The sequence below is a fragment of the Vibrio sp. 10N.247.310.24 genome, from assembly GCF_041467175.1.
In the GTDB taxonomy this organism is placed as follows: Bacteria; Pseudomonadota; Gammaproteobacteria; order Enterobacterales; family Vibrionaceae; genus Vibrio; species Vibrio tasmaniensis_A.
This window is the reverse complement of the sequence record NZ_JBFSUD010000059.1, coordinates 1-21761: the sequence shown is the minus strand read 5'-3', so window position 1 is coordinate 21761 and position 21761 is coordinate 1. Positions and strand designations below refer to the sequence as shown.

The window sequence follows — 21761 nt, the reverse complement described above, 5'->3', positions numbered from 1 at the left end:
TAAGTAATTAGGCAGATGTGATTGGGCAACTCTTTTACGGTTTTAGAATCCCCAAAACATACGCCACGGAATAGGTGAAAAACTTCGACATGTGGATCCCTTCGAAACTGACTCGTCCCGGCCGCTTACATAATGCAATCCTACGACCTAGGGTTCTCGATCTGCTCCAGAACGCAGATTGCTATAAGCTTGTATTGTTCCGTTCTCCTGCGGGCTATGGCAAGACCACCATGGCTGCACAGTGGCTGTTAGATAAGCCGAATGTGGGTTGGTACAGCATCGATGATAGTGACAACGATGCCTTCCGTTTTATCAACTACCTACTCCAATCACTCAATAAAGCGACTCAAAATTCCTGTCCCAATGCCCAAAAACTGGCAGAGAAACGACAGTTTTCATCGCTGCATTCTTTATTGAGCGAAGTATTCGCCGAGATGTCGGACTATCATCATGAATGTTTTCTTGTTTTAGACGACTACCATTTAGTCAACAATGATGACATTCAAGAAGCAATGCGCTTTTTCCTCAAACACATGCCCGACAATCTTACGCTGGTTGTAACCAGTCGTGGTACCCCCCCCCTAGGTACGGCAAACCTTCGCGTTCGAGACTTAATGATCGAATTAGGTAATGACTCGCTGGCTTTTGATACCGAAGAGACGACGCGCTTTTTTAATCAGCGTGTTGCCGATGGTATTGATGACACAACGGCAGACAGTATTTGTACCTATGTAGAGGGTTGGCCTTCTGCACTTCAACTTATTGCGCTGCAAGCCCAACATCAAAAACGCACGCTGGCGCAGTCTGCTGAGTCCTTCTCCCACTTTAATCAAGCCCATCTTTGGGACTACTTGGTTGAAGAGGTTTTCGACCTGTTAGACAAAGAAACTCGACAGTTCTTGATGCAGTGTTCAGTGCTTGACCACTTCAACGACGAACTGGTTTGTGCGCTAACACAGCGTGAAGACGCACTGGGTATGATCGAATCATTAAATCGATTCGGTTTATTCATCTACCCGCTTGAAGGCGAAAAGAACTGGTATCGTTTCCATAACCTGTTTGGTGAATTTTTGGCACATGAGCGTCAAGCTCGAATCCCTCAACAAGAAGCAGAGTTGCACCGAAGTGCCGCGAAGGCGTGGATTAAACAAGACACACCACACCAAGCACTACGCCATGCACAGCGCGCTGAAGACCCAGAACTGATCATTCAAATACTGACAGACCACGGTTGGCCGATGTTCAACCAAGGCGAGCTTTCCTCGTTAGAGATGGCGATCAAGCAACTGACTACGGATCAACTTTACAGCGACCCTAAACTGTCCATGTTACGAGCTTGGCTAGCACAAAGTCAGCACCGCTACGAACAAGTAGGGACATTATTGGAAGAGGCTGAAACACAATATCAAGCTCGAAATATTGAACTCGATACTCAACAACAAGGGCAATACAACGCCCTGCGCGCGCAAGTTGCTATTAACAGCAATGAACCTGAAAAAGCCTTGGAATTGGCAGAGCTTTCGCTAAGTCAGCTGAACACCACCGTTTATCGTAGCCGAATTGTCGCCACGTCTGTTGTTGGTGAAGTCAATCACGTAATGGGCAACTTGAGCCGTGCACTGCCGATGATGCAGCAAACAGAAAAACTTGCACGCCAGTATCAAGTTTACCACCAAGCGCTTTGGGCAATTCTACAACAGAGCGAGATCTTAATTGCACAGGGTTACGTTCAAGCGGCATTCGAGCTGCAAGACAGTGCGTTCAAATTGATCGAAGAACACCAGCTAAAATACGTGCCTCTGCATGAATTCTTACTGCGTGTTAGAGCTCAAATATTCTGGTGTTGGAACCGATTAGATGAAGCGGAAGAGTGCTGTTACAAAGGCTTGGATATCCTTGGTCACCATTCACCAAGTAAGCACCTTCACAGCTATTCAATGCTGGCTCGTATTTCACTGAGTCGCGGTGAAATTGATAAAGCATCTAAGTTTATCGACCAAATTCAGCACCTATTGCGTCAATCGACTTACCACGTGGACTGGACGGCGAACGCTTCTCTTTCTTTGATTCTTTTTTGGCAAGTAAAAGGCAATAAAGAGGCGATACGTGATTGGTTGAATGTGGCTGTTCGACCTGAATCGGCAAGCAACCACTTCTGCCAACTGCAATGGAGAAACATCGTTCGCGCTCACATCATTCTTGAGCAGTATGAAGAAGCGGAAGAAGCGCTGACTTTCCTTAAGAGTGAAGCTCAGCGTTCACATCTGATTACAGACACCAACCGAAACTTGATCGTTGAAGCCGTGTTACGTACACAAATTAACGATGAAGACAGCGCACGCGTGCTACTTGAAGAAGCGCTTCATATGACTAACCAAACCGGTATGGTCGGCAACTTCTTAGTAGACGGCGGGACTATCGGACATATCTTGGATAAGTTGAGTAACAAGCCTGGCTTAGGTGACTTAGAACGCCATCGCGCTCAACAGATCATGAAAGATATCTCGACCACCCAACGCAGCCGCTCGGTTCACTTTGATGAAGACTTTGTCGAAAACTTAGTCAATCACCCAAACATTCCTGAACTTGTGCGCACAAGCCCACTCACCCAGCGTGAATGGCAAGTACTTGGTTTGATCTATTCAGGGTTCAGTAACGAGCAGATCGCTCAAGAACTCGATGTCGCAGGTACCACCATCAAGACTCACATCCGTAACCTTTACCAAAAACTAAACATTGCTAACCGTAAAGAAGCGATCAGCACAGCGGAGAATTTACTGCAGTTGATGGGGTACTAAACGATTCGAGATTGATTCGAGATTGATTCGAGATTGATTCGAGATTGATTCGAGAAAAGCTTAAGCTAGTTGCCTATGGTGACTGGCTTTTTTTTCGTTTGGAGCATGGGGTTAATAGCAGATAGCTGATCATAAAGAGCCAAACGACAGACAAAAAAATAGCCAACCGCAATAATCGCGATTGGCTCTATATATTTGTGAACAAATCATAAGTTCACTAACAACGTCAGTTGGCTAGGTGACCCTCGGCTTAAGAAGGGTCAATGTATATAATGCAGTTAGCGTGCCAACTTTAATTCAGCCATTTTATAAGCCCTGCATCGCATAAAAACCTCTAATTCATGATGCGAATTGCAAAGTGCATTTGCATAATGCAACCAAGATGCAATATCGATAGAAAACAGGTTTCACTGCCGCCGATAATAATAAGACACCAAGCAGTTGTATTTTAAATGTAAGGCAGATGTTCACATCAACGTATTGCCTTACAATTAAAGAGGTAATAAAGCACCTCGCCAAAGGCATATTCATACTTTTTTTACACTAAAGTTTGTATACTGCACAAAATCATCCTCAACTCTATGAAGCAATGAACTACTTAAGTACTTTTTTCAAAGGCATGGCAATGGGCTCAGCAGACGTTGTTCCTGGCGTGTCGGGCGGAACCATCGCATTCATCACTGGTATCTACGATACGCTGCTAGAAAGCATTCGCAGAATTAACCCTAGCGTACTTGGCTTATGGAAACGCGAAGGCTTCAAAGCCGCGTTTAATCACATCAATGGTTTCTTCCTAATTTCACTGTTCGCGGGCGTATTCACGAGCATTACGACATTCGCAAAATTGATTTCTTGGTTATTAGTCACCCACCCTGTTCCACTGTGGTCTTTCTTCTTCGGCCTGATCTTGGTGTCGGTTTTCCATATTCTTAAGCAAGTAGAGAAACGCGATATGATTCGCTTCGTGTTTTTGCTGCTTGGCGTTGCTTTCGCTTATAGCATTACCGTGCTTAAACCGCTGCAAATGGAGCCAACCAGCATCAACGTATTGATTGCGGGTGCGATTGCTATCTGCGCGATGATTTTACCCGGTATCTCAGGAAGCTTCATTCTGCTATTAATTGGTATGTACGGCCCGGTACTTGGTGCCGTTAAAGAGTTTCAGGTCGATGTACTTGCGCTATTCCTTGCGGGCTGTGTGATCGGACTGCTGACTTTCTCACATGTACTGTCTTGGCTATTGCGCTCATTCCGCGACTTCACATTAGTATTCTTGACTGGTTTGATGATCGGTACACTGCCGAAGATTTGGCCGTGGAAAGAAACGATCAGCTGGCGTACAAACTCTAAAGGTGAGCAAGTTCCTCTGATTCAAGAAAACTTGTCACCGTTTGATTTTGAAGCCGTCACTTCTCAACCTTCACAGCTAGTAATGGCTATTGTGATGATGCTTGTAGCGATTGCTCTGGTCCTTGGGTTAGAGAAATTTGCAGAGCGCAACGCTGACTGATCATTCTATCCATTCTCAAGCGTATTCAGAACGGATAGAACTTAGAAAGACTAAGCTCATGAACCTATGACACAGACAAAAGCGAAGCCAATGGCTTCGCTTTTTTAGTTCTACCATACGCACAAAATTACTTTTTGATACAAGCACATATTGAGGGATATGATAACATCGCCGCTCTTATAAAATTAGATGAGAACACGACATGCACTCTGCATTAAAGGTTGCTGCTCTTGGGATCGCTCTCGTGGCAGGCTTTTATGGACCGCAAGCAATTCAGCAATTTGAATCAGCGATGGAGCGAGCCTCTGCTGAGATTAACTTAGATGATTACTGCATGCTTTCCACCACATCGTGTGAGCAAAATACAGTTACGATGACACTTGATCGCGAGACGGCTCAACCTCTGGCTCCCACCAAAATCAAAGTAGTGTGGGAAGGCGCAGCCTCTGACACATTAATGCTGTCGCTTACAGGTTTAGAGATGGAAATGGGCTCGGCACGTTTTCAATTAAAAAACATTGGCAATAATACCTATGAAGGTGATGTAATTTTACCTGTATGTACTTTAGACAAGATGACATGGATCGGTGAGCTCACTGATGGTGTCGATACTGTAAACCCGGCAATAAGGATGGCAAGATGAGTAGAAATTGGTCGTTAGCATTGGTTGTCGCTTTTGTCCTTGGCTTTGGCGTTAAAAGTTATCTTGATGGGCAAAACGAAGCTCAAAAACAACACGCGGCAAAACAACAATTCTCCGCGACAACCCTTTTCGGTAAAGATAACCAGCCAACGGAAATCTTTGACCAAACCGATGACAGAGTTCGTATCGTTTACTTTGGTTTCACACGTTGCCCAGATGTGTGCCCTACTTCCCTAGCAATGTTAGCCGGAGCACTTAACCAGATTTCTGATGAAGCAAAAGCCAAGATTCGCCCGATGTTTGTTTCTCTCGATCCAGAGCGTGATGCCGCTGAAGCCTCATACGAATACGCACAATACTTCCACCCAATGATGGAAGGATTAAGTGGCCCGTTAGATGTGACAACGACTCTGGCTCATAACTACGGCGTTATTTTCAGAAAGACCAAGCTTGAAGGTTCAGAGTTGGAATACACCCTAGACCACAGCTCATATTTTTATTTTTTAAAGCCCGACGGTACCTTGATTACCAAAGTACCGCACACGTTGACGCCAGCGCCAATTGTTGAGGCTATCAACAAGCTGACGCAGTAAAACGTAAAAACAAAGAACTTACTCAATAAAGTTCAAAAAAAGTCAGGTCCCAGACCAAAAACATAAAAATTAAGGACAACAACATGAAGTTAAAAGCACTTGCTCTAGCAGGCTTATTGCTCACTCCTCTTGCTCAAGCGAATAACGATATTATGGTTCATGACGCGTACGCGCGCGCAACCCCGCCTTCAGCAGTGAACAGCGCGGTATTCACGACTCTGATGAACCATAGCGATAAAGATCGCGCTATTGTTTCTGCAACAACATCAGCAGCAGGAAAGGTTGAACTTCATGATGTTATCGTTGATGGCGACGTAATGAAGATGCGTCAAGTTCAAGCGATCACCATCCCTGCAAATGGTAAAGCTGTACTTAAACCGGGCAGCCTACACATCATGTTGTTTGACTTAAAAAGCAGCCTAAAAGAAGGTGAACAAATCAAAATGACACTGACCTTCGCAAACGGTGAAACACAGACCTTTGATGCGCCAGTGAAGAAAGTGATGAGCGGCATGAAAAAGATGAATCACGATCATCATTAATCAGATTCACAATCGATGAAATAATTTAAGCCACGATGACTTCTCGCCATCGTGGCTTTTTGCTAAACTGAGCTCGCTTTTTATTCAAAGCCCGACCACATTTATAACCAAGGAGAATAGAAGATGATTGTAATGAAGACACTAAAACTGGCAGTAAAAGTAGCGCGTTAATTTGTTTGGTTAATCAAACTTCAATACCGATCCACCAACACATCGTCACCCGTGACGACCGCACACTTTTACCCGGTTTACTATTGATCGTATTACCGCGCACCATCGCAGCGGCTATACACTAGCGTCAGAACAAGGCGAAATCGCTCTCCCTATCCATCAAAACCAACCCTCAATGACGGTAGGCGACTGGGTAATCTTGAACTCTGAACTGCAATTCGGCCGTTTATTAGACCGTCAATCACTCTTCAGCCGTAAAGCTGCAGGTAGCCGTGTCGCTGAACAATATATCTCAGCTAACATCGACACGGTTTTTATCGTGGTTTCGTTAAATAACGACTTTAATCTAAGCCGTATTGAACGCTACCTAGCGCTCGCCAATGAAGCACAGGTTGAAGCCGTTATCGTACTCACCAAGAAAGACTTGTGTGATGACTACGAAGACAAAGTACAACAAGTGCAAAGCTTAGATTCTATGCTGATGATCGAAGCGGTGAATAGCCTAGACCAAGACTCAACTCAAGTTTTGTCGCCTTGGTGTAAAACGGGCAAGACTGTGGCTTTAATGGGTTCATCCGGTGTGGGTAAATCTACCTTAGTCAACTCATTACTTGGTGAGGCTGAACAAGCCACAGGTGGCATTCGTGAAGACGATAGCAAAGGCCGACACACAACCACATCACGATCGCTCCACTTGCTAACATCGGGCGGCTTACTGCTCGATACTCCAGGAATGCGAGAGCTACAACTTGCTGACTGCGCTGAAGGCGTGAGTGAAACCTTTTCTGATGTGGAAGAGTTAGCCATGCATTGCCGATTCTCTGATTGTCATCATGAATCAGAACCGGGTTGCAAGATACGCAAGGCGATTGAAAGTGGAGAATTGTCTGAGCGACGATTTGCTAACTATCGAAAGTTATTGCGAGAACAAGCCCGAAATGGCGCCTCGTTAGCGGAACAACGCGCCAGCAATAAGCAGCTTTCCAAGATGTACAAAACCGTACAATCAGAAGGCCGCAATCTTAAAAAAGCGTCTGACTAACGTTTAAGGTTTAAGGTTTAAGGTTAACAGCTATAAGCTGTATTGAAGATAACCTAACTTAAGATAACTTTAAATTAAGACAATGAGCCCCATCGTGTTAATCACGTGGGGCTTTTTGTTTCAATTTGATAATGGTGTGGTTATTTATGCACACAATGTTCTTTCCTATAGCCGTTTACATTTCTACATTTGCAGTGTTTTGAATCTATCAAATGAGAACCAGCAGATTTATAGCTCAATCAAAATACATTTATTTAACATTTAGCTCTAAAAACACCACATAGCGCAAACAATAACCCTAAAAGTAAACTATCCCTAGACACCCTCTTAGATCCCGCTAATATGACCGCCAATTCCGCTAGTGTATAGTTGGATTTGGTACAACTTCATAAAAAGATACATCACTATAATAAATTAACAATTGCAGGTATTTTATGCAAAATCACAACATGCTCGCCCGCATCGCTCGTGGAAATCTCGTTCTACAGATCCTTGCTGGTATTGTTTTCGGTGTCGTTCTCGCCATGGTTTCTCCTTCAGCAGCTCAAGATGCAGGCCTATTAGGTAGCCTGTTTGTTGGTGCTCTGAAAGCTGTTGCCCCAATTTTAGTATTCATTCTTGTTGCAGCTTCTATCGCAAACCAAAAGAAAGGTCAGCACACCCATATGCGTCCAATCATTGTGCTTTACCTGATTGGTACGTTCTCTGCTGCACTGACTGCTGTAGTACTGAGCTTCATGTTCCCAACCACTTTGACACTGGTTGCTGGCGCTGAAGGTGCTAACCCTCCTCAAGGTATTGCAGAAGTTCTTCATACGCTTCTATTCAAGCTTGTAGACAACCCAGTTAGCGCACTAATGAACGCGAACTACATCGGTATTCTAGCTTGGGCAATCGGTCTTGGTCTTGCACTGCACCACGCATCTGCAACAACCAAAGCGGTTTTCGAAGACCTAAGCCACAGTGTTTCACACATTGTTCGCTTCATTATTCGTCTTGCGCCATTCGGTATCTTCGGTCTTGTTTCTGCAACATTCGCAACAACAGGCTTCGATGCACTGGCAAGCTACGGTCAACTTCTAGCAGTACTACTAAGCTCAATGCTGATCATCGCACTTGTAGTTAACCCACTGCTTGTATTTATTAAAACAAAACAAAACCCATACCCACTCGTACTGCAATGTATTCGTGAATCTGGTGTAACGGCATTCTTCACTCGTTCAAGCGCTGCAAACATCCCAGTGAACATGAACCTTTGTAAGAAGCTAAAACTAGACGAAGATACTTACTCTGTATCGATTCCTCTAGGCGCAACGATCAACATGGCAGGCGCAGCAATCACCATCACTGTGTTAACGCTTGCTGCTGTACACACTATGGGTATTGAGATTGATATCTTCACTGCGATTCTACTAAGCCTTGTTGCTGCTGTATCAGCATGTGGCGCATCGGGGGTTGCTGGCGGTTCACTACTGCTTATCCCGCTAGCTTGTGGCCTATTCGGCATCTCAAACGATGTAGCGATGCAGGTTGTAGCGGTTGGTTTCATTATCGGTGTGATTCAAGATTCAGCGGAAACTGCGCTTAACAGCTCAACAGACGTCGTGTTCACTGCGGCTGTATGTAAAGCCGAGCAAAACAAAGAGCAATAAGCCTTTAGCTGCTCTGAACCTAAACAGCTCTAAGCTCTAAAAAGCAAATCGTACATAAACAAAAAGGGAAGCAGATGCTTCCCTTTTTTTGTTTGAGTGCTTTACCCGCCGCAGTCAATAATACCAATCACAGTAAGTAAGTGATCAAAAATAGCGCAGGGAAAAGGCTTGAGAACAAGGCAGCTCTTTTCGACAAGAAGTTTCGATAAGTAGTTATTCTACAATCAAAAATACTAACGCAGTTATCGAGCGTTTTAGCAAGCTAGGGTGACCAGTGATTTACTACGATTGGTATAACACCTACCGTATGAATAACGGATCACCTTAGCGTCAGTTATAACATCGTTGGATTTTTTAAATTGTAGAACTACTCGTTTCAGTCATGTTCAGAATACAGGTAATAACTCATAAACACGGTTTATTAATTGCTCTTCCAGTTAGACTCGACTACCGGTTGGCTAAAGTCCAAAGAACCGCTATTAGAGTTAGCTTGCTTATCTTGTGATGCTCGATTCGCGCTTGCCTTGGCACCATCATGGTTTTCAGCCGCCTGTTGGTGATTGTTGCCATTTAAACCTTGAGCACTTGAAGCTTCGGTATCCAAATCCGCCTTATCGACACCTAACTCATCACCCTCTTCGTCAGAGGCTTCTTTCACTTTCTTATGTACTGGGATATCGCGTTTGTAGAGCTTGTTGAGCGCTTTAACGATAGAGTGCTTGGTGATTGCTTCTTGCGTCAACTTGGTCATTATTGGCTTAGTCAGAGCCTGTAACCCCACAACGGCATCAACACCAAGATCCCCACCAACTTTATCTCTCAAATACCTAGCATCCGCATAGCCAAAATGAGCCGATAAGAATAACCAGATATACGCGATAGCATTGCCGTGCTCACCATGGTCAATCCACGCCTCACCGGCTTTAAACATCGCTTCTGCACAGTTTTTTTCAGCTGCCGTTTCAAACCAGTAAACCGCTTCACGATGATTAGCGACAACACCAACACCGTTCAAATAGCTCATACCCAATTTGATTTTTCCGTCTAGGCTATTCTTTTCAGCCGCTTTTCTGTACCACATGAAAGAGCTTTCTGGAGAATAATCCGGGTTCTCTCTATCTAAGCACCAATCCCCCATGAAAAGCATCGCTTCGGTGTTACCACTAACCGCAGACTCTTCAATATAGGCGCTGCCTTTCGGAAGGTTTTTCTCAACTCCGCGACCAAACACGAGTGCTTTACCCATCTCGAATTTTGCAAGCGGATCGTTATCCAGTGCTGATATCGCTAACTGCCAAAAATTGGCCTTTTCTCTTAAAATTAGGTCTTCTTTGCACTTCATACTCAGACGCACAATGCCGTACATGCCGTTGACATTGTCTAAATGGGCAGCTTTATCGTACCAATACAGAGCTTCCTTAAGATTGACTCGTTCGGCCTCTTTCGCCAAATACAAAATCGACGGCACATGCCCTGTTTCAGCCTTAAATTGACGATCTTTTTGCTCTTGGATACGTGCTTTTTCAATCGCTTTTCGGTAAGCGACAGCGCGAGCTTTACGTTCTTGTTCCAAGCGCTTTTTTCTTAGCGACAAAGAGACCAACCAAACAGCAATCAGTATTAACGAAAGAGCGGTCGCACCAATTGCGATTCCCATTGTACTCATAAAATATTTTATCCTAACTCGGCTAATAGCACCCTACACAGGAAAGCAATCAACCTATAGCGAGCAGTATGTTTGAATGACAGGGAAAAGCGCAGTTATTAAAACGATCCGCCCTAAAATGAATTTTGTTCAGTATCTCAGGAATACATAATGATAAAAAGCCTACGAGTATCTATCCGTCAGCACTCCATTAATGCTGTGATCCCGCTCGCTTTTTATCTATAAGTCTTGGGGCGTTACTTATTCTATCTTATCTATCTTATCTATCTTATCTAGCAGCTTATGGCCTAGACTTTCCAACTAACCTTGCTGCATCTTCTCCCAAATGGTCGGAGAGCCAATATAGTCTTGAACCGTAGTAATGAACTCTTTCACCAATTTGGTCTGCTTACGATGCGGATACACAGCATAAATAGCCGTATCAACCGTCGATATTGCATAATCAGGAAGTAACGTAACCAAGCCCAACTCTTTCATTGAGGCATACAAGTTTGATTGGTCAAGGAAGCCATAACCTAAGCCATCTTTTACGCAAGACACCATGGTGCGAACATCACTCACCTTATAGTTACCGCGAATCGTTAGGCTTTGGAAAGTGTTGCCATGCGGCCCTTCACTGATACGCAGATGATCAACCGTCATATCACCATTGGTATAGATAACCGCAGGTAAGGAGAGCAAATCTTGTGGCGTCTTTGGCTCACCGTGCTCTTTCACAAAGTCGTTCGATGCAACGAGCATGAAGTTACTGTCGGCAATTTTTTTAGCAATCAAGTTGGATTCAACAAGCTTACTGAAGCGAAATGCAATATCAAACTGCCCGGCAATGATGTTGGCGATCTTGTCGTCTAGTGACAGCACAATCTGAACATCCGGATACTTTCTCATGAACTGAGTAATAATAGGTTGCAAGTATTGCTGACCAAAATAGATCGGCGACGTAATTCGTAACACACCTTTGGGCTCAGATTGGTACGAGTCGGCAATGCCTTGGATCTGATTAATAGTATCTTTCAGTACATAGGTTTGCGCGAGAATATCTTCCCCTGCCGACGTCAACGAGAACGAACGCGTAGAACGGTTGAGCAACTGAACACCTAAATCTTGTTCAAGCTTTTTTATCTGTTTAGAGAGTGATGAGTTGTCCATATCGTGTAAAGTTGCCGCTTTGGTAAACGACCCTTGTTGAACCACATCTAAGAACAACAACAACTGGTTAGTATTTGGCACTGCGCCTCTCCTGAAATAAAACTCGACTAACGTTCATCTTTGGGTGTATCCATAACAACCATGGTCGTAATGGATTGAACCTGAGTACATTCCCCAAGCACATCGGCATGAAACTTCTTATAGCCCGGTAGATCTTTGGTCTCAACTCTAAGCAAGTACTCGTTAGCACCAGTAATGTTGTGACACTCCACCACCTCTTTCTCCATACTGACGTGCTGTTCAAACTCTAGCTGAGCCGCTTTGCTGTGGCTCGACAAGCCAATCGAAACATAAGCAATAAAGCCAACGCCCATCAGGCCATTATCCAGAACCGCGCGGTAACCTTGAATGATCCCTTTACGCTCGAGATCCTGTACTCGCCTTAAGGTCGCTGAAGCCGACAATCCTATACGTTCTGAAAGCTCAATGTTGGAGATTCTGCCGTCCAATTTAAGCTCTTGCAATATCCTTTCGTCAAATCTATCCATAAGTACTTATTATTGTGCATTAAGTGATAATTGAGGAAATAAAAGCACATAATTGCCTCACTTTCCACCTACTATGTTTCTCAACACGTGAAAGTCATGACCGGTCAGTCACTTCGTTCATTTTACTGCTGGAGAATCACAATGCCTTTAGAACAACTTAGCGCACTTGCCTTGTTTGCGTTTGTCTCGACCTTCACACCAGGTCCAAATAACATCATGCTCATGACATCAGGAGCCAATGTTGGCTTTGCTCGTACCATTCCGCACATGCTGGGCATTGCTCTGGGGTTTGCAGCCATGTTGCTATTGGTTGGCTTCGGCTTAATGGGGATTTTTAACGCCTATCCGGTCTCTCACCAAATCTTGAAATACCTGAGTCTTGCTTACCTCGTGTACCTTGCGATTAAGATAGCATTGAGCGGTAAAGCGAAAAGTACTGAGGCTTTTAAACCAATGACCTTCATTGGTGCGGCAAGTTTTCAGTGGGTGAACCCGAAAGGTTGGTCAATGGCGCTGACGGCAATTTCAGTGTACAGCAGTGGTAGTTCATGGTGGGAGCTCGCGATCATCGCCAGTATATTCACACTAGCCAACTTGCCATCAGTGACATTCTGGACGGCAGCAGGCAAACAACTGCAACACTGGTTAACAACACCAGTACGCATCAAGAGCTTCAACTACGGTATGGCAGGCTTACTTCTAGCCTCAACGATTCCGATGATCTAATCGACTTACTTTATCTATTGATGGTTAGTACACCGGTGCTAACCATCCGTTTCTTTAAAAGAGCTTAATAATCTCGCTTAGCCATTGACCAAATGTCGCCTGCCCACTCGGCGTTAACGTCCAGACAAAAGCCACAACGTTAAGTGACGCCGTCACGAAAAATACAAATCTAAATGGTTGCTTCTGCGTTTTATGACGCAGTTTATCTTGAGCAATTAACGCACCTAACCAACCACCAGCAACAGAAAAAACATGCAGAGTTTTCTCTGGTACACGCCAATTACCATTGATTGCCGCTCTCTTGTCCTTCGCGTACACAAAAAACGTCACTATTCCGATAACTAAATACCACACCAAGAGCGCTTTTGAACTTTCTGAAAACAACGCAGATACCGCTACCAATACCAGATAAGTAATAGCGATTTGAATAGATGAAGACAACATCAACTCCTTTGGATAATGAACAACATAGCGTCACCATTCCACATTAAAGACTCACTAAGGCTATTTGAGGCGAATGAGTACAAACTTTTTTTGATAGGAAAAACAACCAGTGAGTGAAGTGCCACTAAGCTCACATAAATAAGGCGTAGTTATCACCCCTAGCGACTACTCCTATCTTCTACGCCTATGGCTAACCAACTGTATTTTATGAGCTATTGAACCAATAAAAAAGCGCGTTAACCACCACAATCCGTGATATCGACACTAGGTTTCCTATTTTTACGGATTAAAAATAACTTAATACATAAGCGTCACAAATAGTGGAGCATCGTTAAGCCTAGGATATTCATCTTCGTAAAAAATATGGATATCAAAACGTGAACGAAATAAATACCAATAAACACGAGATTCTACAAAGTACCTTGAAGATTGCAAAAACAAAGAGCTTCAATATTGCGCAAACAAACAACTTCAAACGTTCAGCTTTAGCCAAGGCGATATTGCCTCTCGTCACCGCGACCTTGGTAGCAGGCTGTGGAAGCGACACTAGCAAAACAAACTCTGACAGCAATAGTCTATATAAAGCCGCTGAAAACGAAGTTGTTATTTATTACAAACGAGATGTTGCAGCGGCTCGCGCTTCTGGCTCGACCTACGACGGCTGGGGGCTTCACCTTTGGAATGGTGAAGGTTGTACGAGCACTGACTTAGTCGGCATGGGATTAGGTAACAATGGGACTGACTGGGATGTACCTTATGAATTCAAGGGCATCAATGATACCTATGGCGCCTACTACGTGTTGAAAGTCGACCCAGATGCATCCGACCCTCATAAGTGCATGAACTTCATCTTGCATAATGGCGGCGATAAGGCGTTTGGCAGCGCCAACTCGAAAATTGATCTCACCAAACTGAGTCAATCTCAATCTGTATTCGGTTTCCATGGCAGCAGCGCGCTGTACTACGAACCGATTTCAGAACGCCCAGTTAAGATTGATGGCCAGAAGGCACATTGGTTGGACTCAAACACAATCGCTTGGGAAGCTGCAGACGGTGCCGATTCTCTCAAGTTGTTCTACGCACTCGATAACAGCATCACGATAAACGATGATAAGGCGATCGTCGGTGGGCAGGCAGTTGAACTCAAAAAAGATGGCAAGCTATCCTCTGCATTAAAAGAACGCTTCCGTCATCTAGCAAGCCTACCCGCTTTATCAATTGATGTTGACGCCAGCACGCTGCGCACCATCTTGAAATCTCAAATCATTGTTGTTGCGTATAATGTGAATGGCGACGTTATCTCTTCAACTGAAGTTCAAAAGCCCGGCGTACTTGATGCTGTATTTGCCAACAAAGAGACGGGTAACGCAATCGGAGAAACACTGGGGGCGATTGTGGAAGGCAGCACGACGACCTTCAAACTTTGGGCTCCTACCGCGCAAGATGTTGAACTCGTCCTCTACAGCGAAGACCGACAAAGTTCAAAAGTGATCCCAATGACGGAAAGCTTGGAAACAGGCATTTGGGCAACGGATTCAATTTCTAACGCCGTGAATAGTTATTACCGTTACCAAGTGAAGGTCTACCACCCAACCACTGGTAATATCGAAACTCGCCTTGTGACCGACCCATACTCACTCGGCTTGTCGAAGAATTCAGCATACTCACAAGTGATTGACCTTGATGAAGCAGCACTGATGCCACAAGGTTGGGCTGGATATAAGCGCCCAACGGTGAAGAAAGACGAAGACCACGTACTGTACGAATCACACCTTCGTGACTTTAGCTTCAGTGATAAGTTAGGTACAGCAAGCTTAAACGGCAAGTACCTAGCGCTAACAGAAGCCGATCGTGAGTCAGTAAAACACTTGAAAGCTCTGAAAGATGCCGGTTTAACTACGCTTCATATCTTACCTGCATTCGATATCGCTACCATCAATGAAGATGACGCGAGCCGCGTGGATATCACCGACACCGTTGGCAAACTCTGTAACGTAAAACCAACGGCGACTTTATGCGGCACCGAAGATGAAAACAAAACCATCGAAACCGTACTCAACAGCTATAACTCTTCAACAGGCGATGCCCAAGCTCTAATGAACGATCTGCGTATGCTAGATAGTTTCAACTGGGGCTACGACCCATTTCATTACACCGTTCCAGAGGGAAGTTACGCGACAGATCCTAACGGTTCAAAACGTATTCTAGAATTCCGTCAAATGGTTAAAGCTGCGCACGAAATGGATCTTAAACTGATCATGGACGTGGTTTATAACCATACCAATGCGTCTGGCGTGAACGATAAGTCCGTACTGGATAAGATCGTCCCTGGGTATTATCACCGCCTGAATGTGAACACTGGTGGCGTGGAAAGCTCAACGTGTTGTGATAACACCGCAACTGAAAACCTAATGATGGGTAAGTTGATGGTCGACTCACTCAAGGTATGGGCTGACGACTATAAGGTTGATGGTTTTCGTTTTGACTTAATGGGCCACCAGCCAAAAAGCGTAATGGTTGAAGCATTGAAAGAAGTGCGCAAGATCGACCCAAATACCCTGTTCTATGGCGAAGGTTGGGACTTTGGCGAAGTAGCAAACAACGCTCGCTTCGAACAAGCCAACCAGATCAATATGGCAGGCACCGAAATTGGCACCTTCTCTGACCGTTTGCGTGATGCAGTACGCGGCGGTAGCCCATTTGATGGTGGTGTCGATTCTGAAGGTAAGCACCCACTTCGATTTAACCAAGGCTTCGGTAACGCCGCGTTTGCCAACGAAGAAACCAAAGTTGATCAAGATTCAGTCAACGGTCGTTTACACAACCAAGATCTTGTGCGTTTAGGCATGGCCGGTAACTTAGCCGAATACGTATTACTGGATTACAAAGGCGATACCAAACTGGGCAAAAACGTCGACTACAACGGCGCACCTGCCGGCTACACCAAAATGCCGTCAGAGAACATCTCTTACGTTTCCAAGCACGATAACCAAACTCTTTGGGATAACAACGCTTACAAAATTGCCGAAGGTACAAGCTCTGCAGAACGTGCTCGTATGCAGTCGGTATCGCTCTCGACCGTCATGTTGGGTCAAGGCATCCCGTTCATACACATGGGTTCTGAACTGTTACGTTCTAAATCGATGCAGCGTGATTCTTACGACTCTGGCGATTGGTACAACCGTGTGATGTTTGATGGTACTGGCAATAACTGGAATGTTGGCTTACCTCGTGAAGACAAAGATGGTGCCAACTGGGAACTCATCAAAACTATCATTGCCGACAGCACAGCTAAACCAGTAAAAGAAGACATTGACCTCACCAAGCAGCAATTCCTAGAGCTGTTAAAAATCCGCAGCTCAAGTGAACTGTTCCGCTTAGACACAGCAGAAGAAGTCATGAAGCGTGTCGACTTCCGCAATGTGGGCAAAGATCAAATCGAAGGCCTGATCGTGATGTCTATTGATGACGGAATCTCCACAGGCAAAGACCTAGATCCAACCGCTGATGCCATTGTGGTTGTCATAAACTCAACGAGTAAATCTCAATCATTCAAGATCACGGGAGCGACGGGCTTTACACTCCATACCATTCAGCAGAACTCTGCCGATGACATCGTGAAAGGCGCCACCTTTTCCGCTGAGACCTTCACCGTTCCGCCATTGACCACCGCGGTATTTGTGCAAACTCAAGGCGCATCACAAGGTGCTGGGTTATCGGTTGATAACTCACAAAAGGACGTATCTAAGATTCCGCCATATGGCAAAACGACCGTCTATGTACGTGGTGCAATGAACGGATGGAACCCGACGGACGCATGGGCGATGAACTTCGTTGGTAACGGCGTTTACTCTGTCAGTGGCGCTCTGGCTGTGGGTGAATATGGCTTCAAGTTTGGCGGTTCTACTTGGGGTACCTTGGATATTGGCTGTCACTCCGTCGACTTAGCTCAGGGCTCGATCAACATTGGTAGCGAAGGCGACTGTAAGTTGAATGTAACCGAAGCGGGCAACTACACATTCACACTGAATGCGATTCATCAACTCAATGACAGCGCAGAAAAAGCCGTGGTATCTGTGACGAAACAATAAGCTTCACATTCACATTCACATAATCATCACAGACGAGCCTGTTTTTTTGGGGAAGAGCGAGGGGAGGTATTAACCTCCCCTTTTTTGAGCAGCCGCTCACATACCACATCAACTACGCCCCGATTTTCTTACCCAAGGAGGATAAAGCCACATTCTGATTAAGCTAGCCTCCTAACGATAACGTCTATATCAAATATAACGTCTAACACAGCTTCAACGACAAAGCCCTACAGCTCCACTTCTCGAGATGGAATATAAGTATGTACAACAAGAAACATTCAATCTATCAAGTTTTTACCCGTTTGTTCGGCAATCAGAATACACAGAACACACCTTGGGGAACCATTGAACAAAATGGCGTGGGCAAGTTTAGTGACTTCACCAATAAAGCGCTGACAGAAATTAGAGAACTCGGCATCACTCATATTTGGTACACCGGAGTACCACATCATGCTGTGATCAACGACTACAAGCACATCGGCATCTCAGACGATCATCCAAGCGTTGTAAAAGGACGGGCTGGCTCACCTTATGCCGTCAAAGATTACTACTCCGTAAACCCAGATCTTGCTGACAACCCAGCGCAGCGTTTACAGGAATTCGAAGCCTTGATCAAAAGAAGCCATGACAATGGTTTGAAAGTCATCATTGATATCGTCCCTAACCACATTGCCCGTAATTACCAAGGCTTGAATAACCCAGAAGGCGTACGTGACTTTGCCGATCAAGATGACACGACTGTTGAGTATCATCGCAACAATAACTTCTATTACATTCCTGACAGCACATTTGAACTGCCCGAGATCGAACCTGCGTTCATTCCTCTTGGTGGCGAACAACACCCGAATTTAGCCTCACCGTTTCTTGAATCCCCAGCCAAATGGACAGGAAACGGATCGCGCTTGAGCAAACCCAACTTCGACGATTGGTATGAAACCGTAAAAATTAACTATGGCGTGCGACCAGACGGTTCAAAAGACTTCCCCGAACTACCGGACGATTACGCGATGCGTGATCACCTCGCCCACTACCATTTCTGGCAGCAAGTTGATGTGCCGGATTCATGGGTTAAGTTTCGAGACATCGCATTATATTGGTTAGAAAAAGGCGTCGATGGATTTCGCTACGATATGGCAGAAATGGTACCGGTCGAATTCTGGAGCTATCTCAATTCATCAATCAAAGTAAAGAATCAAGACGCCTTTTTGATGGCGGAAGTGTACCAACCGGACCTTTATCGTGATTACATTCGCTTGGGTAAAATGGACTACCTGTATGACAAAGTCGATCTTTACGACGGCCTAAAAGCAATTATGCAAGGTAAGGCTTCAACGGCAATCATTCCTGAGATCCAGCATCAAATGATGGACATCGAACACCACATGATGCACTTCTTGGACAACCACGATGAGCAGCGTGTCGCGTCTCCTGAGTTTGTTGGTAACCCACACATTGCCAAACCAGCCATGTTAGTCAGTGCGCTATTAAGTAGCTCTCCCACCATGATTTACTTCGGGCAAGAAGTCGGCGAATCGGGCGCGGAGAACGCAGGCTTTGGGCAACCTTCTCGCACGTCTATATTTGACTACATCGGTGTTCCTCAACATCAAAAATGGATGAACGGAGGAAAGTTCGATGGTGGGCAGCTCAACGATGATGAAAAGCAGCTCAGACTCTTCTATCAACAAGTGATGACGTTTTCATTGAACCATTCATCGATGACCGGAGCGTACCAAGACTTACACCAATCCAATCAGCTAAGTGATTCTGTTTGTGCTTTCTTGCGTTTTGATAACCAAGAACTGGTTATCGCCGCGGCTAACTTCAGCCAAAGCAAAACAGACCACGTTCAGTTGAAGGTGACGGCAGAGGTTATTCAAAAACTAGGCATTGCTGACGGAAGCTATACGCTCAAAGAACATATTGAAGGCGTCCAACAACAGACGCTGTATGTGGAAAACGGCGTAGGTTGCTTCAGTGCAGAATTAAAGCCCCTAGCCGCTTTCGCTTGGGTGTTAACCCTTTAATCAACCGTTCTAAAAGTAATAAAGGGATGACTCACAGTAAGGTTAGGATACCATTTATAGGAAGGTCACTTTTCAACATCATTAGAATAATATAAATAAAACAATAAATTATGGTCTTGTTTTTATTTTTCACGCCGCATGCCTTCCTTTTGGTATGCCGTATTTCTTCCTGTCATCATAAGGTTGCGTTATACTACCCACACGTATGAAAGCAGGAGGTTCAAATGACAGCAGTTGAACGCGTTTATCAAAAGATAAAGCGCTCAAGACGTTATGTTTTTGAGCGCAAAGACTTTGATGGTTTTGCTAGCTACGACCAAATCGGTCGAGCGTTAAGGCAGTTAGTTAAGCAAGGTGAGTTAATCAAACTTGGTTATGGTCTATACACAAAGGCAAGAATGAATAGTCTAACCGGCAGACCCATGCCCACAAACCCTGGCGGAAGCGATGCTTTGATGCGTGAAATTTTAAAGATGAAAGGTGTCGATTTTGAGATGGACAAACTGTCTTTACAAAGCCTAGCTGGTAAAAGCACCCAAATCCCATCCTCCATTCAATACTCGTGGAATCCTAAACAGTTTAATCGCAAGTTGGCTGTCGGTAACCGAGTATTAAACTCACCGAGTTAATATGGAAAAACTAAAACAACAATTCCTTGAGGTTTCAGATGCGCTTGAGCTCGGAAACCCAGCCATTATTGAAAAAGATTACTGGGTCGTCGCCTTGCTTGCCGAATTAGCGAAAGTGACTCCGGTGCATCATCAAATGGTTTTTTCTGGGGGCACTGCTCTAGCCAAGTCAAACGTTAAAATCCTGAGAATGTCAGAAGATGTGGATATAAAACTCATTCCCCACCAAGAATTTGGTGAGCTGAGTCGCGGCCAAAAGAAAACCGCCCGCAAGACATGCATTCACGAGATTGAAATGGCGATCACTCAAACAGAGCGATTTACAGTTGAGTCGCGTCTCGTTCGTGATGAATATCGCTATGTTGAACTTGAACTCAGATACCCGCAGCAGTTTAGCCAAGCGCCATGTCTTCGCCCCATCATTAAACTTGAGTTAATAGAGACGATTCCCTTACTGGATGTAGAACTTCGGCCGATCCAATCATTGGTAGCGGAACTGTATCAACAGCCACAAGAAGTAAAAGCGTTTGATTGCGTCTCTATTCAAGCGACCTTGGTTGAAAAAGTGATTTCGATGTTGCGCCGTACCATGTCCGTAAAGCGTGATGCGCAACGTAAGGATGATGCCACGCTTGTACGCCATATCTATGATGTTTACTGCATTTTAAAGACCGAGGCACAGTTGGAAAACTTCGACCTTACAGCAATGACAGCGTTGTTTAACAACGTATTGAAAGAAGATATCGATCGCTTTGGTAATCAACACGCTGAGTTTGTTGCTAACCCCAAACAAGAGCTACAGCTCGGGCTAAAAGAGCTTGAAGATAACCCAGTTTTTCGCCAACGCTTTCAGGACTTTGTTACCCCTATGGTGTTTAACACCGACCCCCATGATTTTGATACCTGCTTTGCCTCATTTAAACGCATTGCGCAGTCGTTAATTAAAACAATCTAACCGATTTGAGAACCCCTCATGCCACACACTAAAATCAATCAAGATCCGCTACACCAAGAACAAGTCAACAAACCGTAAAGTTAGCCCAACCCACTACTCTAGGGCGTTTACGAAGTCTCATTTTTCTACTTTGACTCACTTACTTCATGAGTCAACGAGCAGCGCAACATGCCTATGAGGCAAACCATTGCACTGTCGTGATGTAGTCTGACAGAATCGCTTGGTGATCACATGATAGAAAGGCGGTTAGCTAAATCACTTTTTCCCCAAAGTGTGTAACGACCGATGATTGACTCATTAATGGTGAGTTGATTTTGTAATACATATGCTAACGAACAATCCTAGAGTGCAGGTGTTTTTTTCGTAACCCATCACTCATGTGCGTACAAAAATCACATGACCATCATATATGGCTTGAGTTGCTTAAAAAGGTTGAGCAAGATAGACAGAAGCAAATGACTATATCCCGACTGAAAAGCGTTATGCACAGGGGCAATTAATGACGAAAGCGAAACAAGCATTAAGCATAAAAGGTGATACGTTTAACCCATTTCCAGAGCCATTTAAATCTCGCC

Annotated in this window: 15 protein-coding genes and 1 pseudogene; 12 read left to right on the top strand and 4 right to left on the bottom strand. The window is 44.7% G+C overall.

Features of this window, described 5'->3' with window-relative positions:
• The first annotated feature begins 89 nt into the window (after positions 1-89).
• The 7 genes and pseudogenes from malT to sstT all read left to right on the top strand — a co-directional run bounded on the left by malT (position 90) and on the right by sstT (position 8951).
• A complete protein-coding gene (gene malT / locus AB6E08_RS16750; protein ID WP_029223176.1) occupies positions 90-2798 on the top strand; it encodes an HTH-type transcriptional regulator MalT in 2709 nt (902 codons plus the stop codon).
• Between the two features lie 589 nt (positions 2799-3387).
• Positions 3388-4308, top strand: coding sequence for a DUF368 domain-containing protein (locus AB6E08_RS16745; RefSeq protein ID WP_032499237.1), 921 nt, complete (start codon positions 3388-3390; stop codon positions 4306-4308).
• 202 nt (positions 4309-4510) lie between these two features.
• Positions 4511-4951, top strand: coding sequence for a hypothetical protein (locus AB6E08_RS16740; protein WP_065678497.1), 441 nt, complete (start codon positions 4511-4513; stop codon positions 4949-4951).
• Complete coding sequence (locus tag AB6E08_RS16735; protein WP_372066821.1) at positions 4948-5544, top strand: SCO family protein; 597 nt, start codon at positions 4948-4950, stop codon at positions 5542-5544. Before AB6E08_RS16740 ends, AB6E08_RS16735 begins: the two co-directional genes overlap by 4 nt.
• An 83-nt stretch (positions 5545-5627) precedes the next feature.
• Positions 5628-6086 carry a copper chaperone PCu(A)C gene (locus AB6E08_RS16730; protein WP_065678499.1) on the top strand — a complete coding sequence of 153 codons (459 nt, stop codon included), beginning with the start codon at positions 5628-5630 and terminating at the stop codon, positions 6084-6086.
• 253 nt (positions 6087-6339) lie between these two features.
• Positions 6340-7299: pseudogene (gene rsgA / locus AB6E08_RS16725) on the top strand (ribosome small subunit-dependent GTPase A); the annotation flags it as partial.
• A gap of 434 nt (positions 7300-7733) precedes the next feature.
• A complete protein-coding gene (sstT, locus tag AB6E08_RS16720) occupies positions 7734-8951 on the top strand; it encodes a serine/threonine transporter SstT (RefSeq protein WP_009845849.1) in 1218 nt (405 codons plus the stop codon).
• A 421-nt stretch (positions 8952-9372) separates the two neighbouring features.
• Here sstT and AB6E08_RS16715 read toward each other — a convergent pair whose 3' ends face one another.
• From AB6E08_RS16715 to AB6E08_RS16705, 3 genes are all read right to left on the bottom strand, one after another.
• Complete coding sequence (locus AB6E08_RS16715) at positions 9373-10608, bottom strand: tetratricopeptide repeat protein (protein ID WP_372066829.1); 1236 nt, start codon at positions 10606-10608, stop codon at positions 9373-9375.
• Between the two features lie 309 nt (positions 10609-10917).
• Positions 10918-11847 carry a LysR family transcriptional regulator gene (locus AB6E08_RS16710; protein WP_371703329.1) on the bottom strand — a complete coding sequence of 310 codons (930 nt, stop codon included), beginning with the start codon at positions 11845-11847 and terminating at the stop codon, positions 10918-10920.
• A gap of 26 nt (positions 11848-11873) precedes the next feature.
• On the bottom strand, positions 11874-12314 hold the full coding sequence (locus AB6E08_RS16705; RefSeq protein WP_229634026.1) for an Lrp/AsnC family transcriptional regulator: 441 nt from the start codon (positions 12312-12314) through the stop codon (positions 11874-11876).
• 141 nt (positions 12315-12455) lie between these two features.
• On the opposite strand from AB6E08_RS16705, the gene AB6E08_RS16700 reads away from it, so the two are divergent.
• Positions 12456-13040, top strand: a complete 585-nt coding sequence (locus AB6E08_RS16700; protein WP_029223178.1) for a LysE family translocator — start codon at positions 12456-12458, stop codon at positions 13038-13040.
• A 54-nt stretch (positions 13041-13094) separates the two neighbouring features.
• On the opposite strand, the gene AB6E08_RS16695 is transcribed toward AB6E08_RS16700, so the two are convergent.
• Entirely contained in the window at positions 13095-13484 is a 390-nt protein-coding gene (locus tag AB6E08_RS16695) for a DUF1294 domain-containing protein (RefSeq protein ID WP_065678504.1), read from the bottom strand.
• Between the two features lie 377 nt (positions 13485-13861).
• Between AB6E08_RS16695 and pulA the strand changes: the two genes are divergently transcribed.
• The 4 genes from pulA (at position 13862) to AB6E08_RS16675 (ending at position 21186) form a co-directional block, all read left to right on the top strand.
• A complete protein-coding gene (gene pulA / locus AB6E08_RS16690) occupies positions 13862-17575 on the top strand; it encodes a pullulanase-type alpha-1,6-glucosidase (RefSeq protein ID WP_372066816.1) in 3714 nt (1237 codons plus the stop codon).
• Positions 17576-17835: 260 nt separating this feature from the next.
• On the top strand, positions 17836-19602 hold the full coding sequence (locus AB6E08_RS16685) for an alpha-amylase family protein (protein ID WP_372032489.1): 1767 nt from the start codon (positions 17836-17838) through the stop codon (positions 19600-19602).
• 224 nt (positions 19603-19826) lie between these two features.
• On the top strand, positions 19827-20231 hold the full coding sequence (locus AB6E08_RS16680; RefSeq protein ID WP_017104303.1) for a DUF6088 family protein: 405 nt from the start codon (positions 19827-19829) through the stop codon (positions 20229-20231).
• Between the two features lies 1 nt (position 20232).
• Positions 20233-21186: a nucleotidyl transferase AbiEii/AbiGii toxin family protein gene (locus AB6E08_RS16675; protein ID WP_102249439.1), complete on the top strand. Its 954-nt coding sequence runs from the start codon at positions 20233-20235 to the stop codon at positions 21184-21186.
• The last annotated feature ends 575 nt before the right edge of the window (positions 21187-21761 follow it).

What these genes read in the sequence shown, in the direction of transcription:
- malT (WP_029223176.1), top strand. Translation starts at nt 90, where the DNA reads ATGTGGATCCCTTCGAAACTGACTCGTCCCGGCCGCTTACATAATGCA.
- AB6E08_RS16745 (WP_032499237.1), top strand. Translation starts at nt 3,388, where the DNA reads ATGAACTACTTAAGTACTTTTTTCAAAGGCATGGCAATGGGCTCAGCA.
- AB6E08_RS16740 (WP_065678497.1), top strand. Translation starts at nt 4,511, where the DNA reads ATGCACTCTGCATTAAAGGTTGCTGCTCTTGGGATCGCTCTCGTGGCA.
- AB6E08_RS16735 (WP_372066821.1), top strand. Translation starts at nt 4,948, where the DNA reads ATGAGTAGAAATTGGTCGTTAGCATTGGTTGTCGCTTTTGTCCTTGGC.
- AB6E08_RS16730 (WP_065678499.1), top strand. Translation starts at nt 5,628, where the DNA reads ATGAAGTTAAAAGCACTTGCTCTAGCAGGCTTATTGCTCACTCCTCTT.
- sstT (WP_009845849.1), top strand. Translation starts at nt 7,734, where the DNA reads ATGCAAAATCACAACATGCTCGCCCGCATCGCTCGTGGAAATCTCGTT.
- AB6E08_RS16715 (WP_372066829.1), bottom strand. Translation starts at nt 10,608, where the DNA reads ATGGGAATCGCAATTGGTGCGACCGCTCTTTCGTTAATACTGATTGCT.
- AB6E08_RS16705 (WP_229634026.1), bottom strand. Translation starts at nt 12,314, where the DNA reads ATGGATAGATTTGACGAAAGGATATTGCAAGAGCTTAAATTGGACGGC.
- AB6E08_RS16700 (WP_029223178.1), top strand. Translation starts at nt 12,456, where the DNA reads ATGCCTTTAGAACAACTTAGCGCACTTGCCTTGTTTGCGTTTGTCTCG.
- AB6E08_RS16695 (WP_065678504.1), bottom strand. Translation starts at nt 13,484, where the DNA reads ATGTTGTCTTCATCTATTCAAATCGCTATTACTTATCTGGTATTGGTA.
- AB6E08_RS16685 (WP_372032489.1), top strand. Translation starts at nt 17,836, where the DNA reads ATGTACAACAAGAAACATTCAATCTATCAAGTTTTTACCCGTTTGTTC.
- AB6E08_RS16680 (WP_017104303.1), top strand. Translation starts at nt 19,827, where the DNA reads ATGACAGCAGTTGAACGCGTTTATCAAAAGATAAAGCGCTCAAGACGT.
- AB6E08_RS16675 (WP_102249439.1), top strand. Translation starts at nt 20,233, where the DNA reads ATGGAAAAACTAAAACAACAATTCCTTGAGGTTTCAGATGCGCTTGAG.